Raw genomic sequence first — 13613 nt, 5'->3', positions numbered from 1 at the left:
GCAGAAAATAGGTACTCTTTGGTTTGACTTATCCACCACGCCTCTCTATTGGACAGGCTTCAAGATACATAGGGCCTTTGCGATTCTGCGCGACTGCCCTGCTTTATACGGAGACGGAGCGATGAAACGCACCTTTCAACCATCGAATCGCGTTCGCAAGAACCGCCACGGCTTTCGCGCACGCATGGCCACAAAAGCAGGTCGCAAGATCCTGAACGCGCGCCGCGCTAAAGGCCGTAAAGAGCTGAGCGCGTAAGCGTTTCTCTTTTAGGTTAATGACTTTGACACCGCCAGAGGCCTCAGACGCGTTAGACGCTGACGAGAACACGCCACTGGCGGTTTCTTTGCGTCTTGCGGTTCTCAAAAAACGCAGCGATTTTTTGCGTGCAGCGCGTGCGCGCCGTCAAGGCACCGCATCCATGATGGTGCAAATGCGTGATCGTCGCGATGATGATCTGGCGGTACGCGTCGGTTTCACCTGTTCCAAGAAAGTCGGCAACGCCGTCGCACGCAATCGCGCCAAACGCCGTCTACGCGAAGCTGCGCGCGCTGTTCTACCCCAGCATGGCGCTGATGGCTGCGACTATGTTCTCATTGGCCGCGCTGAAGTCACTGCAAATCGCCCTTTTGATCTGCTCATCGGCGATCTGCGGTACGCTCTCAAAAAACTGCACGCCCAAAAATGAGCCCGCTCGCACACATCGTAGCCCTCCCCGTGCGCGCCTACCGTTTACTACTCTCTCCTTGGGTCGGCATGCACTGTCGCTATGATCCCACATGCTCTGCCTACGCGATGGAAGCACTCAAAAAACATGGCGCAATCAAAGGCAGCTGGCTCGCTGCGCGCCGCATCGGTCGTTGTCATCCTTGGGGCAGCTCTGGCATTGATAACGTGCCAGACTAATCTTGCCCCTTATGTTAAGGCCTTGCCATGCTAGATAATCACGACGACATCCACCCGCTCTTTCACGGCGCTCCGTCCACAACAGAGTTCAAGAAGCTGCGCAAACGCATTGTGCGCCAAACGCGTGAGGCGATTGAGCAATACGGGATGATCGAACCCGACACTAAGTGGCTCGTTTGTTTATCAGGTGGCAAAGACAGCTACACATTATTGGCCGTTCTCAATGAGCTGAAATGGCGTGGCCTGCTGCCTGTTGAACTGATTGCCTGCAATCTGGATCAAGGCCAGCCTAATTTTCCAGCGACAGTTTTGCCTGAATTCCTCAAGAAAATGGGCGTGCCACATCGTATTGAATATGAAGACACCTATTCCATCGTCATGGATAAAATCCCAGCGGGCCGCACCTTTTGCGCGCTCTGTTCGCGTTTGCGGCGCGGCAATCTCTACCGCATCGCGCGTGAGGAAGGTTGCTCTGCTGTCGTGCTTGGTCATCACCGCGATGACATCCTTGAGACATTCTTCATGAATCTCTTCCACGGCGGTCGCCTTGCTACGATGCCGCCGAAACTGCTGAATGATGAGGGCGACCTGTTCGTTTACCGCCCCCTCGCTCATGTGGCCGAAGTCGATTGCGAGAAATTCGCGAGCGCGATGAAATACCCGATTATTCCATGTGATCTGTGCGGTTCTCAGGATAGCTTGCAGCGTCAACAAGTCAAACAAATCCTCGATCAATGGGAAACCAACAGTCCCGGTCGTCGCCAAATCATGTTTCGTGCGCTGACCAATGCGCGCCCGTCACACTTACTCGACCCCAAACTCTTTGATTTCGCAGGGCTGATGCGCGGGAATGTGCCTGAGAGCGAACAATAATCCAGACTGTTTGCGCGCACGCAACAATGCGTTAGGAACGTTTCCAAACAACGCACAAAGCGCGAGCAGAGATATGACAGTCACACGACGCACCTTCGCCCTGACCCTTGGCGCATTCGGCCTTGCCGCATGCAACAGCGCTCCTTCTGCTAGAACGAGCCGTGCCAAACCATCTGGCCTTGCCGCAGAATTTCGCCCGCAACCCAACGCAGGCTACGACGCTTGGGTTGCGAGTTTCAAAAATCGCGCAAGCGGATACGGGTTAAGTGCAGCGACTGTTGCCGCTGGTTTTCGCGGCGCAGGCTTTTTGCCCGGCGTCATCAAACGTGACCGCAATCAAACAGAATTCAAACGCTCGCTAGAGGACTACCTCTCCATCGCCGCGTCTGACGAACGCATCGCCAAAGGACGCGCCGCCTTTGCACGCCATCGCACGACCTTAACGGCGCTAGAAGCAAAGTACGGCGTCGATGCAGAAATCATCTGCGCGATTTGGGGTTTAGAGAGCCAATATGGCGAGCGCATGGGCGACATTCCCATCATTTCATCCACCTCGACGCTCGCCTTTGAAGGGCGGCGCGGGGTGTTCTTTGAAAAACAGCTCGTTGCAGCACTAAAAATCATCCAGAACGGCGACATCACGGCCAACCGCATGGTTGGCAGCTGGGCGGGTGCAATGGGGCACACACAGTTTATACCAACCTCTTACGAGGGCTTCGCTGTGGATTTCACAGCTGATGGCCGCCGCGATATCTGGTCTGCGGATCCCAGCGATGCCCTTGCCTCTACCGCCGCATACTTGCAGCGCAACGGCTGGGCGCGCGGTGTGAAATGGGGTTCTGAGAGCGCGTCCGGCACGCTTCAACCCCAAGCGGGCGGTCCGAAATTCGCCACCACCGGCAATTTCCGGGCGATCAAGCGTTACAACAATTCTGACGCCTACGCGATTGGTGTGGGGCATCTGTCCGACCGTATCGCAGGTGCAGGTCCTTTACGCGGACAGTTCCCGCCCGATGCGAATGGGTTGACGAAAGACGACCGGATCGCCTTGCAACAACGCCTCACACGACGCGGGTTTGACACGGGCGGTGCTGATGGTGTCTTCGGACCTAAAAGCAAAGCAGCGGTCAGCGATTATCAACGCAGCAAAGGATTGCCCGTAACAGGCACACCCTCGCAAGAACTGCTTCGCAGTCTTTAGTTTTGAGCGTTGAAGCTGAACAAACGTTCGCCATTGATTGAGTAGCCGTTGATTAAATCAGCGGCATTCTGTGACACAAGCCACGCTTCCAAAGCCTGCGCAACGGCGGCGTTCACATGCGGATGTTTCACAGCGTTCACAGGCAAATAGGCGTACTGATTAAACAGCGCAGGATCACCCGCGTAGAGTAACGCCAATCCAGTTTTATTGCCAAAATTCAACCAACTCGCACGATCTGCGAGGATGTATGCACCCATCGCAGAAGCCGTATTCAAGCTCGCACCCATGCCTGCGCCCACAGCTTTGTACCATGGATCGAACGCACTGACCTCTAGCGCTGCCGCATCCCACAAAACCAACTCCTTCTTATGCGTACCGCTTTCATCACCACGTGAAATAAATGGTGCTTTCGCCGCTGCGATCCGCTTTAACGCATCACGCGCACTCGTGGCTTGCGCCAGTTGGGCCGGATCATGCGCAGGCCCGATCAGTACGAAATCATTATACATGATCTCGCGACGATAAGGCGCGAAACCCTCAGCCACAAACGCATCTTCCGCTGCTTTGGAATGCACAAGGATCGCATCCACGTCCCCTGCGCGCCCAAGACGCAGCGCTTGGCCGGTGCCGACGACCAAAAGCTGAACTTCCAGTCCGATCTCTGCCTTGATCACAGGCAAAAGCACATCCGACAGTCCCGAATTATGAAAGCTCGTCGTCACCGCCAACCGCATGGTTTCAGCAAACGCCACACCCCCAAGAGCCAACCACATCAAGACCGCAAGCCGTATCATTCGATGATATCTCCGTTTAAGAACGCTTGCGCTTCTGGCGTTTCAGGCGTCACGAAAAATCTGCCCGCCGCACCGCGCTCATGCACTTTTCCACCCAGTAGAAACACCACATCAGACGCCATGCGCCGCGCTTGGCCCAAATCATGCGTTGTCATGATGATCTGCGTCCCTCTCAAATGAGCGTCTTTCAAAAGCGTCTCAATCTCGCGCGTGGATCGCCCATCGAGGTTCGCACAAGGTTCATCCAGAAACAGCACATCCGGTTCGCGGATCAGCGCGCGCGCGAGGGCAAGTTTTTGCTTTTCACCGCCTGAAAGTCGGGGGGCATGACGGTCTAGGGCATCCGCCAATCCGATGCGTTCCGCCCATGTCTCTACACGTTGCGCAATTACGGGTTTCGCCGTGCCGATTAACTCAAGCGGATACGCAAGATTAGCGCGCACAGTACGGCGCAGCATGATGGGACTTTGAAACACATAGGCTTGTTCCTGACGCGCCTGTGCATCCGGTTTCGAGAGGGTCAGCGCGCCGGACGAAAGCCGCTCAACCCCATGCAGCACGCGCAAAAGAGTGGTCTTTCCAGCACCATTTGGACCCAGAATAATCGTGATGTCAGGTGCATTCAGCGCCAGATCAACTGGCCCAAGAATGACCTTGCCCCGCCGCTTCACCACTCCCTTGGAAAGAGCCAAACTCACCAGCGTCCCTCCTGCTCTGTGCGCGACAGGGAGTGGATCAAGATGTTCACCGCCAAAGCAAGTGCGATCAAAACAAAGCCAAGCCCTAGCGCAAGGGCGAAATCCCCCTTGCCTGTTTCCAGCGCAATCGCAGTCGTCAAAACGCGCGTCGCATGATCGATGTTCCCGCCCACAATCATGATCGCGCCAACTTCGCCAATCGCGCGGCCAAACCCCGCCAGAGCAGCAGTCAACAATGCGCGACGACCATCCCAGATCAAAGTCATGATCCTTTGACGTTTCGTGGTGTTCAGCGAAATCAGCAGGTCATGATATTCCGCCCACAACTCACGCATCGCCTGATGGGTGATCGAAGCGATGAGCGGCGTGATAATGATCACCTGCGCAATAATCATCGCAGTTGGCGTGAATAACAAACCAAACACTCCGAATGGGCCGGAACGGCTCAGCAACAAGTAAACAATCAGCCCCACGACCACGGGCGGCAAACCCATCAAAGCATTCAAAACCGCAATCGCGGTGCGGCGATACCGAAAGCGCCGGATCGCCAACCATGTGCCAAAAGGCAGGGCAATCAGAGACGCGAAAACCAACGCCGTGACACTCACCTGCAACGAGCGCAGCGTGATCTCGACCAAATCACTGTCGAGCGTGACAATCAGCCAGAAAGCGGCCTCCAATCCGGCCCAAATGTCGGTCATTGCGCATCCTTCACAGGCCCACTCGGCCCTTTGGCGCAATCAATCACCGATCCAACCGTCACACCACCAGATTTACGGCGCGTTTACTGCCAGAGGCGACGAGCAATCTAGATACCAAAGGGAACGCCACCCGTAACGGGCAGATTGATACCTGTCACATACTGCGCCTCAGGGCCTGCCAAAAAGGCAACAGCGTTCGCCACATCTTGCGGCAATCCCGCATCGCGCAGGGCCACATTGGCATAGCGTTGCTGTTTGATGTCCGCCACGCTCATCCCTTGCTCTTGAGACAATCGCGTATTGGCGGCTTCGTGCATATCCGTCGCAATAAAACCGGGGCAAACGGTGTTGCACAGAATGCCATCAGGCCCAAACTCTGCGGCAAGCGTTTTGGTCAAACCGACCAAGCCATGTTTCATCGCCGTATAAGCACCAAACCCCGCCTCAGCCCCCAGACTTCCTGTCGAGCCGATATTGATGATCCGCCCGCCACCAAGTTTGCGCATTTCTGGGATTACCGCTTGGGACAGCATCATTGGACCCAGTAAGTTAACCTCAAAGCTAGAGGTCCACTGCGCAGCATTGGTGGACAAGAAGTTATCTGACCCCGCCAACGAGCCTGCGTTGTTTACCAAGATATCCAAACGACCGAAGCGCGCCAGCACTTGCTCCATCACCGCCGCGATATCGCGCGCGGATGTGACATCAAGCGTAAGCGCCAAGGCAGACCCACCTCGCGTAATGATGTCTTGCGCCAATGCGTCCAACAAACCCGCGCGCGTGGTCATGCCCCCTTCAATCGCTCCGCTGATATCCGTGACCACAACATGCGCGCCATCTTGTGCCAAACGCTGCGCAATGGCCCGCCCAATGCCCTTGGGCGCTGAGACCCCCGTGACAAGCGCCACCTTCCCGTGCAAAGCCTGCATGCTGTTATCCCCATCGCCTTTGTTACTCTTTCAGAGCTAAGCGGTGCATTTCGATCTACAAGGGCACCGCGATCAACCTATTTGATGCCATCCAAATTTGCGCTACACATCACACCCATGACGCCAGATTTCACCAGTTCTTTTCCTTTGCGCGCCGCGCGTGTGCACGAAGTTTGCGGCCCAAGTGCTGCAAGCTTTGCCGCTGTGTGCGCCAGTACGGCACAGGGTACGGTGCTGTGGATCCGCGAACATTGGCGACCCGAGGGCTTGAACCCACTGGGTCTTAGCCCCTTCTTTGATCCTGCTAAACTCTTGATCGCACAGGTAAAAGATCAAACTGAGGGCCTTGCTGTGGCCGAAGAAGCGCTGCGCGACGGATCAGTCCCCTTGGTTGTTCTAGAGATCAGCCAGCCCATTGGATTGATCCAAGGGCGACGCCTGCAACTCTCTGCAAAGACAGGCAAATCCACGGGTCTGTGCCTGATTCCCGATGGTATGGGCAGCAATGCCGCCGAGTCCCGCTGGCGCGCCGCACCACTTTTTGATCCTTTCTCTGCGGCAGGAGACTCGACTCTGCAGCGTTACGAACTTATTAAGAACAAATCAGGAACATTAGGATCTTGGCATGTTCGATGGGATACAGCGTCGCGTCGTCTCCATCTGGTTTCCGCGACTGGCGAGTGATCGCGTTTTACGGATGCGCCCTCTTGAGGGGCCATTCGCGCTGACGCTTACGCAAAGCAATACCAACCGGATTTATTGCTTGAACACGGCGGCGGAACGACTTGGCCTCAGCGCTGGCATGCCCTTTTCCGACGCACGTGCGTTCTGCCCTGATCTGCAAAGCCGCCCTGCTGATCCTTTGGCGGATCGTCGTTTTCAACATGCCCTGCGCCGCTGGGCGGTGCGTTATTGTCCTTGGGTCGGGCTTGAGGATCACGATGGTCTGGTGCTCGACATCACAGGCACTGCGCATCTGTTTGGCGGCGAGGCCACGCTTTTGATGGACATGCGCCAACGGCTTTCCCGCGCTGGAATCACCGCGCGCATCGGGCTTGGCGATTCACGCGGCGCCGCTTGGGCCTTAGCGCATCATGGTGAAGGAAGCGCGCCTATTGGCGCGGCTTTGGAAGCGTTGCAAGATTTACCTGTCACGGCCCTGCGCCTTGAGGAAAAAACCGTCACAGCGCTTGGTCGTCTTGGTCTGCGCACGATCAACGATCTCGCAAGCGCTGCGCGCGCCCCTTTGACCCGCCGTTTTGGTCCCTCTCTGCTCATGCGTCTTGACCAAGCCCTTGGGCAACAGCCCGAACAAATCACCCCGCTCAAAGATCCGCCCCATTACGGCGTGCGCATGACCTTGCCCGAACCCATCGGCATCAAGAGCGATGTGATGGAGGGAACTTCGCGCCTACTCACCCAGCTCTGCGAAAAGCTGAAAGCACGCGAAACAGGCGCGCGCATCCTCTCTTTGACACTGCGCCGCGTCGATCAGGACAGCCAACAAGTCGAGCTCCGCCTCGCCCGCCCCATGCGTGACGCAAGCCGTATTCTGCCCCTGTTTGAACGTGGCATTGGCGATGTGGATGCAGGCTACGGCATCGATCAAATGCGCCTTGAAGCGGTGCAGGTCGAACCGATGGCAGTGCAGCAAATTAGCCATGTCTCTGCTGGTCATAAAGATCAGCTTGATGATCTGATCACCCGCATCGGCACACGCATCGGCCTTGAAAACGTGCAGCGTTTTCTAGCCGCAGACAGCCATATTCCCGAGCGCAGCTATCAAATCGCCGCCGCAGCATTTTCCACTCCTGACAGTGCATGGTCCACCATACGCCCCCGTCCGCTTCACATCTTTCCGCCCAACCCTTTGATGGGCACTCATGCCGCCCCTACCCCGCCAAAACGCTTTCGCTGGCGGCGCATGTCCTTCTCAACCGCGCGCGCATCTGGACCAGAACGCATCGCACCGGAGTGGTGGCTGGAAGCAGGGGGCTGGCACACTGGTGTGCGCGATTATTGGTGTGTTGAAACCCGCCAAGGCCGCCGCCTTTGGCTGTTTTTTACCCCGCAAAGCCCAAGCTGGTATGTCCAAGGCGAATTCGCATGAGCTACGCAGAACTCGCCACGACCACCAATTTCACCTTCCTGCATGGTGCGTCACATCCTGAGGAAATGGTGACCCGTGCCGCAGAGTTAGGCTTGCAAGCCATCGCCATCACAGATCGCAATTCGCTTGCGGGTGTCGTGCGAGCATATGCAGCCCTGAAAGAACTCAAACGCGCCACTGAAGACACCATACGCATCCGTTCAGAAACGCAACTTGATCACTCTTCACGCCAAGAAGTCGGCGACCCCCAACACATCCCGCGTCCTGAAACCCTCCATCTCCCCAAGCTGATCGTCGGCGCACGTCTTATGCTGCGCGAAAGCGCGTGCGATTGGATCGCGCTCCCAAAAGATCGCCCTGCCTACAGTCGCCTCACCCGCCTTTTGACTCTCGGCAAACGGCGCGCGGAAAAAGGTCAATGTCACCTCGACCTACCTGACCTCTTAGAGGGCTGCACTGGCATGATCCTCATCGCCCTGCCAAACGGTCCCCTGCGCAAAGCCGCCGCTGACATCCAGAAAATGCAGCGTCGTTACCCGTCCCACGTCTTCCTCGGTGCCGCCCCACGCTACAATGGGTCTGATCAGGCCTACCTCGCCGCGTGCGCGCGGCTTGCGCTCAAAACCTCCGCGCCGATGGTGGCTGTAGGTGATCCACTGATGCATCACGGCAAACGTCGCCAGCTCGCCGATGTGCTCACCTGCATGCGCGAACATATCACCATCGATCAGATCGGCACGCGCGCGCTCCCCAATGCTGAACGTCGTCTCAAAGGGCACGCTGATATGGCGCGTGTGTTTCGTGATCATCCTGCCGCGCTGCAACGCTCTGTAGAAATCGCTGCGCGGTGTAGCTTCTGCCTGAGCGAACTCTCTTATGAGTATCCCGATGAAATCAGCGAGGGCGAACCGCCCCAAGAACGTCTCACTCGCCTCGCCTATGAGGGCATGATGCGCCGCTACCCGAATGGCGCGACGAAAAAGGCGAAAGCGCAGATCAAGAAGGAACTCAAGCTGGTCAAAGCCTTGAATTTCCCTGCTTATTTTCTGACCGTCCATGACATCGTGCAATTCGCGCGTTCACAAGGGATCCTCTGCCAAGGGCGCGGTTCGGCGGCCAATTCGATCCTGTGCTACTTGCTCGGCATCACCGAAGTCAGCCCCGAAGTCATCACCATGGTCGTGGAGCGATTTGTATCAGAGGCCCGCGCAGAACCGCCTGATATCGACGTAGATTTCGAGCATGAACGCCGCGAAGAGGTGATCCAGCATATTTACACCAAATATGGGCGTCACCGCGCTGGATTATGCGCCACTGTCACCCATTTTCGCACGCGTGGCGCGATCCGTGAGGTAGGTAAAGTGATGGGGTTGAGCGAGGATGTGACTGCAAGCCTGTCGAGCCAAATTTGGGGGCAATCTGACAAAGGTGCGGACCCTGATCGCGTGCGCGAATTGGGTCTCAACCTCGAAGATCGTCGCCTTGCCCAAACCATCCGCCTGATCGGGGAAATCATCGGTTTTCCAAGGCATCTATCCCAACACGTCGGTGGATTTGTCATTACAAAAGAACGTCTTGACGAATTATGCCCGATTGAAAACGCCGCAATGGAGGATCGCACAGTTATCGAATGGGACAAGGATGACATCGACACTTTGGGCATTCTGAAAGTCGATATTCTGGGGCTGGGGATGCTCAGCTGCATCCGCAAATCATTTGATCTTTTGCACGAGCATCACCGCAAAACCCTTTCCATCGCGACCGTGCCGCAAGAAGACCCCGAGACCTACGATATGCTCTGCGTCGCCGATGCCGTTGGCGTGTTTCAGGTAGAGAGCCGCGCACAAATGAACTTTCTGCCGCGCATGTTACCGCGCAAGTTTTACGATCTGGTGATTGAAGTCGCCATCGTGCGCCCCGGCCCTATTCAGGGCGGCATGGTGCATCCCTATATCAACCGTCGCCAAGGCCGCGAAAGCGTGCATTTCCCCTCTAAAGAGCTTGAAGATGTGCTCGGCAAAACCCTCGGCGTGCCGCTGTTCCAAGAGCAAGCGATGCAGATCGCCGTGGTCGCTGCGGGCTTTGATCCAGCCGAAGCAGATCAGCTGCGTCGCTCCCTCGCCACCTTTCGGCGTATGGGCACGATCAGTACCTTCAAAGAGCGTTTTATCAGCGGCATGCTGGAACGTGGATACGATGAAGATTTCGCACAACGCTGTTTCGCGCAGATCGAAGGGTTTGGCGAATACGGCTTTCCCGAAAGTCATGCGGCCGCCTTTGCGATGCTGGTTTATGTCTCTGCTTGGCTCAAAAAGCATCACCCTGCGGTATTTGCCTGCGCTTTGCTCAACTCGCAACCGATGGGCTTTTACGCCCCTGCCCAGATCGTGCGTGATGCGCGCGAACACCATATCGAAGTGCGCCCCATTTGCGTCAACGCAAGTGCGTGGGACAACACATTAGAGCGGCGCGGTGATGGCGCGCTGGCGCTGCGATTGGGGTTTCGCCAGATCAAAGGCTTTCGCGAGGCGGATGCCGATTGGATCGTCGCCGCGCGCGGCAATGGCTACCGCGACCCCGAAGCCGTCTGGCTGCGTGCCGGCGTGGCCCCTTCCATTTTGGAGCGCCTCGCTGAAGCGGACGCCTTCTCCGACATGGGCCACACACGGCGCGACGCGCTTTGGTTGGTCAAGGCAATCCGTGGGCAGCAACCTTTGCCGCTGTTCAATGATCCCATTGATGGCGAGAGCATTTCCGAGCCTGACGTGATCCTGCCGAACATGCATTTGGGCGAAGAGGTGGTAGAGGATTACGTCTCCATGCGGCTGACTTTGCGCGCACATCCGATGGAATTGCTGCGCCCGAATATCGCCGGTCTGACGCCGCATGACAAGCTTCCCAATGCGCCTTTGTACCGGATTTCCGTATGCGGCCTGGTGATTACACGTCAACGTCCCGGCACTGCCTCTGGCGTTATTTTCCTGACGCTAGAGGATGAAACCGGGGTTAGTAATGTGGTGGTTTGGCCGAAATTATACGAAAAATATCGCCGCGCAGTGATGGGCGGACGGCTCTTGCGTGTCACGGGTTTTTTGCAGCGTGAAGGCATAGTCGTGCATGTGATTGCCCAAGAGGTTGAGGATCTGTCGCATCGCTTGAGCGAGTTGGGTCATCCGCTGGATGATCAGGTTGGGATTACGCGTCCCGAGGCAGATGATGCACCACGTCCACGCCGCCAGCCTGCACGCGCAATGCATCCACGTGATCAAGCGAAGCGGTTGTTTCCAAGTCGGGATTTTCATTAGCGGTTGAGGGGCTCTGCCCCGTCTCGGCAAGCCGAGCCTCCCCGGGATATTTATAAAGAGAGGATGCGAATAAGGTTAACGCTTAAAGCTGATATCCGACATCATCGCATCAGGATTGGATCGGTCCGTCGCTCGCAAGCGTAAGCCATCCGAACTTACGCGCCATTCTACATTTTGCGCAATATCGCGGCCTGTTTCCGGGTCTTTTACGCGGAACGTGAAAGCGAGAATATCACCGCGCTGCACGCCTTTAATCCGAACCAAACCAAGCCCATCCGGGTTAAACCAGTGGCCTGTTATCTCTTCCGAGCCTGCATCGCTTTTGATTTCCCCTGAAAGAGTAAGCTTGCGACCCGGAACAGCACAGCGACCTTTTATCGTAAGAACATCAGCGTCATAGGTATTTTTCAGACGACAGCGCACAGTCTCTTGCGGGCCATCAGGCGTTTCGCGCGCCCAACCAGAACCGTTCCAAGCCCCCTGCATCTCTGCCATAGGATCCGCCAAAGCGGCACCACTTAAAACCAGCAAAGCGCAGGTCACAATCCGCATCATTTATTAGATCCTCGAGCCGTCAACAGTGCAGGCAACAAAAGTAAATCAAACAGCAATGCAGCCCAAAGCGTAATAATCATCATGCCGCCAAACAAACGAATTGGAAAGAACCCAGATATCATTGTGATGGATAATCCAAAAGTTAACAAAACCGTCGTAAGTACCATAATCTGCCCCGCAGAGGCAGTTGCGGAGATCACGGCCTCACGAGGCTCTGATCCCTTTGCGCGCGCTTCAAAGAAGCGATTCATAAAATGCACGCTATCATCGATCGCAATACCGAAGGAAATGGTCAACGCAAGAACCGCGGTAGGAGACAACTGACCAGATGTGCAAAGACGCTCCCGTCACCATCAACGGAAGCACATTCGGCACCAACAAAAGCGGAAACAAACGTAGCGATCCAAAAGCAATCGCAACCACAAATGTGGCACCTAAGGATGCAATGACCAGACCTTTGGAAAGTTGCGAAATCAAACTCACCGCTTCTTGGCGCATCAGAGTCGGCAACCCGTAAACACGCGCGGCACCACCTGCTTGTGCCGTCTCATAAAGCGCATCGAAAAGCATGGCGGCTTGCGCATTCCGCATCGGCTCTGGCACCGAAATGAAGATACGCGAGACGGTCTCAATAGGGCGCACTTGCCCGACCACTTCACTTGGAACAAGCGTTAAGTCCTCCGCAACGGGCGCGCCATCAACACCCAGCCAACGGGCAATATTCACTGTGGATAAAACAGCCTCGGCACCCGCGAGCTTGGTTAATGCATCGACCATCACTTCTGTTTCCCGCCAATCGCCTTCCATTTCAACGATCATTTGAAACACACCTCCAAAATCGTCCGAAATCGCATCATTTACCTGCACCGTCTGGCTGCCCGAAGGGAGGTTTTGATAGAGCGGAAACCAAGCTTTGGTCTGTTGGAAGCCAAAGATCGAAAGCACTAGAACGAAGACGCCCGAAGCAATCACAGTCTTTGGAATGCGCAAAGAAAACATCGCCAAACGCTGCGCAAGAACGCCCGTGAAATTCGGCGTCGAACGTGTATTGGGACGAATGACCAGCGCCAAAAGCGCGAAGGTCGAAATCGTAATTGCAAAGGCCAGCAAAGTCCCAAGCCCCCCAAGCACCGCAAAATCAAACAATTGGGCATTGCGGGTCACCATGATGCTCGTAAACGCCAGTGCCGTCGTGATTGCGGTCAAGGCGCAAGCAGGGCCGATGCGTAAAATCGTTTCGCGCGGACTGTCACCAGTTGCTTTCAAATACCCCGCCAAATGGACCCCATCCGCAACACCCAACACCAGCAGCAAAATCGGGATAACATTGCTCAGTACCGTGATCGGATGTCCAAGCCAAACCGACAATGCCAGCACGCTTGCAGCGCTCAGAAGCGCAGGGATCACAGCAAGTAAAACCATCCTCAAATCCCGCAGCAACACAAGCGCGGCAAAACCAACGAGCAAGCTCCCCCAAAGATTTATACCGCTGCTACCCCAAAACCCGAATTTTTTCATGGGTTATGACGCGGAAATTGTCTGA

Annotated in this window: 15 protein-coding genes; 8 read left to right on the top strand and 7 right to left on the bottom strand. The window is 56.0% G+C overall.

Annotated elements, in window-relative coordinates; all coding sequences use genetic code 11:
- Positions 1–121 precede the first annotated feature (121 nt).
- The 5 genes from rpmH to PFRI_RS05115 all read left to right on the top strand — a co-directional run bounded on the left by rpmH (position 122) and on the right by PFRI_RS05115 (position 2978).
- The gene (gene rpmH / locus PFRI_RS05135) at positions 122–256 is read left to right on the top strand and encodes a 50S ribosomal protein L34 (RefSeq protein ID WP_009831305.1); all 135 of its coding nucleotides are present in this window, start codon (positions 122–124) and stop codon (positions 254–256) included.
- 25 nt (positions 257–281) lie between these two features.
- A complete protein-coding gene (gene rnpA / locus PFRI_RS05130) occupies positions 282–686 on the top strand; it encodes a ribonuclease P protein component (protein WP_072629690.1) in 405 nt (134 codons plus the stop codon).
- Positions 683–904, top strand: coding sequence for a membrane protein insertion efficiency factor YidD (gene yidD, locus PFRI_RS05125; RefSeq protein ID WP_072629662.1), 222 nt, complete (start codon positions 683–685; stop codon positions 902–904). The genes rnpA and yidD overlap by 4 nt, the downstream gene beginning before the upstream one ends.
- A gap of 27 nt (positions 905–931) precedes the next feature.
- On the top strand, positions 932–1777 hold the full coding sequence (ttcA, locus tag PFRI_RS05120; protein WP_072629661.1) for a tRNA 2-thiocytidine(32) synthetase TtcA: 846 nt from the start codon (positions 932–934) through the stop codon (positions 1775–1777).
- Positions 1778–1850: 73 nt separating this feature from the next.
- Positions 1851–2978, top strand: a complete 1128-nt coding sequence (locus PFRI_RS05115) for a lytic murein transglycosylase (protein WP_072629660.1) — start codon at positions 1851–1853, stop codon at positions 2976–2978.
- Here PFRI_RS05115 and PFRI_RS05110 read toward each other — a convergent pair.
- The 4 genes from PFRI_RS05110 to PFRI_RS05095 form a co-directional block, all read right to left on the bottom strand.
- A complete protein-coding gene (locus PFRI_RS05110) occupies positions 2975–3772 on the bottom strand; it encodes an ABC transporter substrate-binding protein (protein WP_072629659.1) in 798 nt (265 codons plus the stop codon). The two genes, PFRI_RS05115 and PFRI_RS05110, sit on opposite strands and share 4 nt — an antisense overlap.
- Positions 3769–4473 (bottom strand): ABC transporter ATP-binding protein, encoded by a 705-nt coding sequence (locus PFRI_RS05105; protein WP_072629658.1) that lies wholly within the window; start codon positions 4471–4473, stop codon positions 3769–3771. The genes PFRI_RS05110 and PFRI_RS05105 overlap by 4 nt, the downstream gene beginning before the upstream one ends.
- Positions 4467–5171 carry an ABC transporter permease gene (locus tag PFRI_RS05100; RefSeq protein ID WP_072629657.1) on the bottom strand — a complete coding sequence of 235 codons (705 nt, stop codon included), beginning with the start codon at positions 5169–5171 and terminating at the stop codon, positions 4467–4469. Before PFRI_RS05100 ends, PFRI_RS05105 begins: the two co-directional genes overlap by 7 nt.
- A 107-nt stretch (positions 5172–5278) precedes the next feature.
- Positions 5279–6100 carry an SDR family NAD(P)-dependent oxidoreductase gene (locus tag PFRI_RS05095; RefSeq protein ID WP_072629656.1) on the bottom strand — a complete coding sequence of 274 codons (822 nt, stop codon included), beginning with the start codon at positions 6098–6100 and terminating at the stop codon, positions 5279–5281.
- A gap of 84 nt (positions 6101–6184) precedes the next feature.
- Here PFRI_RS05095 and PFRI_RS05090 point away from each other — a divergent pair, with 84 nt between their 5' ends.
- The 3 genes from PFRI_RS05090 to PFRI_RS05080 are packed head-to-tail and all read left to right on the top strand — an operon-like array spanning position 6185 to position 11515.
- Positions 6185–6784, top strand: coding sequence for an ImuA family protein (locus PFRI_RS05090; RefSeq protein WP_425439446.1), 600 nt, complete (start codon positions 6185–6187; stop codon positions 6782–6784).
- Positions 6726–8210, top strand: a complete 1485-nt coding sequence (locus tag PFRI_RS05085) for a Y-family DNA polymerase (protein WP_072629655.1) — start codon at positions 6726–6728, stop codon at positions 8208–8210. The genes PFRI_RS05090 and PFRI_RS05085 overlap by 59 nt, the downstream gene beginning before the upstream one ends.
- Entirely contained in the window at positions 8207–11515 is a 3309-nt protein-coding gene (locus tag PFRI_RS05080) for an error-prone DNA polymerase (protein ID WP_111445469.1), read from the top strand. The genes PFRI_RS05085 and PFRI_RS05080 overlap by 4 nt, the downstream gene beginning before the upstream one ends.
- A 75-nt stretch (positions 11516–11590) precedes the next feature.
- Here PFRI_RS05080 and PFRI_RS05075 read toward each other — a convergent pair whose 3' ends face one another.
- Genes PFRI_RS05075 through PFRI_RS05065 form a run of 3 tightly spaced genes read right to left on the bottom strand, consistent with a single transcriptional unit; the run spans position 11591 to position 13492 of the window.
- Complete coding sequence (locus PFRI_RS05075; RefSeq protein ID WP_072629653.1) at positions 11591–12070, bottom strand: hypothetical protein; 480 nt, start codon at positions 12068–12070, stop codon at positions 11591–11593.
- Positions 12067–12321, bottom strand: coding sequence for a hypothetical protein (locus tag PFRI_RS05070; protein ID WP_072629652.1), 255 nt, complete (start codon positions 12319–12321; stop codon positions 12067–12069). The genes PFRI_RS05075 and PFRI_RS05070 overlap by 4 nt, the downstream gene beginning before the upstream one ends.
- Positions 12322–12334: 13 nt before the next feature.
- Positions 12335–13492: an RND transporter family protein gene (locus PFRI_RS05065; RefSeq protein ID WP_170124850.1), complete on the bottom strand. Its 1158-nt coding sequence runs from the start codon at positions 13490–13492 to the stop codon at positions 12335–12337.
- Positions 13493–13613 lie beyond the last annotated feature (121 nt).

Source organism: Planktotalea frisia (genome assembly GCF_001890925.1).
GTDB lineage: Bacteria > Pseudomonadota > Alphaproteobacteria > Rhodobacterales > Rhodobacteraceae > Planktotalea > Planktotalea frisia.
The sequence above is the reverse complement of the archived record's forward strand: the minus strand, read 5'-3'. Positions and strand labels throughout refer to the sequence as shown.

What these genes read in the sequence shown, in the direction of transcription:
- rpmH (WP_009831305.1), top strand. Translation starts at nt 122, where the DNA reads ATGAAACGCACCTTTCAACCATCGAATCGCGTTCGCAAGAACCGCCAC.
- yidD (WP_072629662.1), top strand. Translation starts at nt 683, where the DNA reads ATGAGCCCGCTCGCACACATCGTAGCCCTCCCCGTGCGCGCCTACCGT.
- ttcA (WP_072629661.1), top strand. Translation starts at nt 932, where the DNA reads ATGCTAGATAATCACGACGACATCCACCCGCTCTTTCACGGCGCTCCG.
- PFRI_RS05115 (WP_072629660.1), top strand. Translation starts at nt 1,851, where the DNA reads ATGACAGTCACACGACGCACCTTCGCCCTGACCCTTGGCGCATTCGGC.
- PFRI_RS05110 (WP_072629659.1), bottom strand. Translation starts at nt 3,772, where the DNA reads ATGATACGGCTTGCGGTCTTGATGTGGTTGGCTCTTGGGGGTGTGGCG.
- PFRI_RS05100 (WP_072629657.1), bottom strand. Translation starts at nt 5,171, where the DNA reads ATGACCGACATTTGGGCCGGATTGGAGGCCGCTTTCTGGCTGATTGTC.
- PFRI_RS05095 (WP_072629656.1), bottom strand. Translation starts at nt 6,100, where the DNA reads ATGCAGGCTTTGCACGGGAAGGTGGCGCTTGTCACGGGGGTCTCAGCG.
- PFRI_RS05090 (WP_425439446.1), top strand. Translation starts at nt 6,185, where the DNA reads ATGCCATCCAAATTTGCGCTACACATCACACCCATGACGCCAGATTTC.
- PFRI_RS05085 (WP_072629655.1), top strand. Translation starts at nt 6,726, where the DNA reads ATGTTCGATGGGATACAGCGTCGCGTCGTCTCCATCTGGTTTCCGCGA.
- PFRI_RS05080 (WP_111445469.1), top strand. Translation starts at nt 8,207, where the DNA reads ATGAGCTACGCAGAACTCGCCACGACCACCAATTTCACCTTCCTGCAT.
- PFRI_RS05075 (WP_072629653.1), bottom strand. Translation starts at nt 12,070, where the DNA reads ATGATGCGGATTGTGACCTGCGCTTTGCTGGTTTTAAGTGGTGCCGCT.
- PFRI_RS05070 (WP_072629652.1), bottom strand. Translation starts at nt 12,321, where the DNA reads ATGAATCGCTTCTTTGAAGCGCGCGCAAAGGGATCAGAGCCTCGTGAG.
- PFRI_RS05065 (WP_170124850.1), bottom strand. Translation starts at nt 13,492, where the DNA reads ATGGTTTTACTTGCTGTGATCCCTGCGCTTCTGAGCGCTGCAAGCGTG.